The organism is Microcystis sp. LE19-10.1B (assembly GCF_027530565.1).
Lineage (GTDB): Bacteria > Cyanobacteriota > Cyanobacteriia > Cyanobacteriales > Microcystaceae > Microcystis > Microcystis aeruginosa.
Genome location: NZ_JAPZQM010000153.1, coordinates 1 through 1,371, shown reverse-complemented (window position 1 = coordinate 1,371; position 1,371 = coordinate 1). Strand labels below are relative to the sequence as shown.

The 1,371-nt window shown below is 33.1% G+C and carries 3 protein-coding genes; all 3 read left to right on the top strand.

The window, feature by feature from the left end; all coding sequences use genetic code 11:
- Positions 1 to 240 precede the first annotated feature (240 nt).
- Positions 241 to 591, top strand: coding sequence for a DUF6883 domain-containing protein (locus O9332_RS05545; protein WP_002759314.1), 351 nt, complete (start codon positions 241 to 243; stop codon positions 589 to 591).
- On the top strand, positions 588 to 896 hold the full coding sequence (locus O9332_RS05540; protein ID WP_002759315.1) for a DUF4926 domain-containing protein: 309 nt from the start codon (positions 588 to 590) through the stop codon (positions 894 to 896). Before O9332_RS05545 ends, O9332_RS05540 begins: the two co-directional genes overlap by 4 nt.
- A gap of 168 nt (positions 897 to 1,064) precedes the next feature.
- Positions 1,065 to 1,371: transposase family protein (locus O9332_RS05535; protein ID WP_288024148.1), on the top strand; the 307-nt coding region annotated here is incomplete at its 3' end.

The window sequence follows — 1,371 nt, the reverse complement described above, 5'->3', positions numbered from 1 at the left end:
TTTGCTAATAAACATAGCAAAATTATAGATGATTTCCTGACCTAAGATCACATTTTATTCTTTTTTCCACTTCAATCTAAGAATTGAGAAAAAAGCAAAACCTTATATTATACCATAAAAAAATTATGCAAGAGGTCTATTGATCTCATTAAGCATTTCTACTTATTGCAAGGGTGAGATGCTCCCTTATGAAATATGAAACTAGAGGCAAAGTCAAAATTAATAATCGTCTTAATTCCAATGAAATTAAAAGATATTGTCAACAAAGTCAAAATAGATTATAGAAAATTAACCCAATATGCTCTCAATTTAGACAATCCAAAAGGATTAAATAAAGCCATCATGTTTCAACGCCACTTAGGATATACTCAAGATAATTATGAGCCACTTCTACAACAAATCGCTAACAAATCCCTTGAAGCAAAAGCTGTTTATCAAAGTACAGATCGACATGGCAAACGCTATCAAGTTGACCTAGAAATTACAGGAATTGAACCAGGGCAACAAGAAATAGTGAGGACTGGATGGATTGTTGAGCCTGATAGTGATACAGCTAAATTAGTAACTTTATATGTGAGAAAAAAACCATGATTAAACCAGAATTATTTGACCTTGTGGAATTATTAGTTGACTTGCCTGAACATAACTTAATAATGGGAGAAAAAGGGACAATTGTTGAAGACTATAATGATGGTTGTTACGAAATTGAATTTAGTAATGATCTAGGGGAAACTATAGCCCTTTGTTCTCTCCCAATGCAGCAATTTATTGTCATCTGGAAAGCTCAGAATAAAACTTGGTTATCTTTAACAGAAAAGCTAACAGCTTTAATCGATAAATTACCCAAAGAAAAGCAACAAAAAGTTTTAGATTTCACCCGCTCTTTGTATCAATAAAATCGGAAAAAATAGGCTATTCCATAATTGTTATGCAAATAATTAACTTAAAATAAAAAGCTAAAATTCATATAGGGAAGGACTTAAGGCACAAACAAGTTAAGGCCACAAAGATAGACAATAGAGTTAAGATTTGATATAATCGCCAAAAACGAGATTATTTTACCTATGATAGTTGACAAATTTTTGAACCTAAAAGGAACCTGTATTCAAGGCTATCTACACCTAGAAAATATCGGTATAGTTTGCCGAATCGAATCGAAAAATCAAAAAGCAACCTGTCCTCGTTGTGGGTTAGAGAGCGATAAACTCCACCAAAATCATCGACATTTAGTCAAAGATTTACCAATCTCAGGACAACCAGTGTACCTACAGGTTAATCGTCGTCAATTTAAGGGCGATAATTGTCAGAAACCCTTTAGCGAAGAGTTAGATTTTGTCGCCAAGAAACGAACCTATACGAAAAGACTAGCCG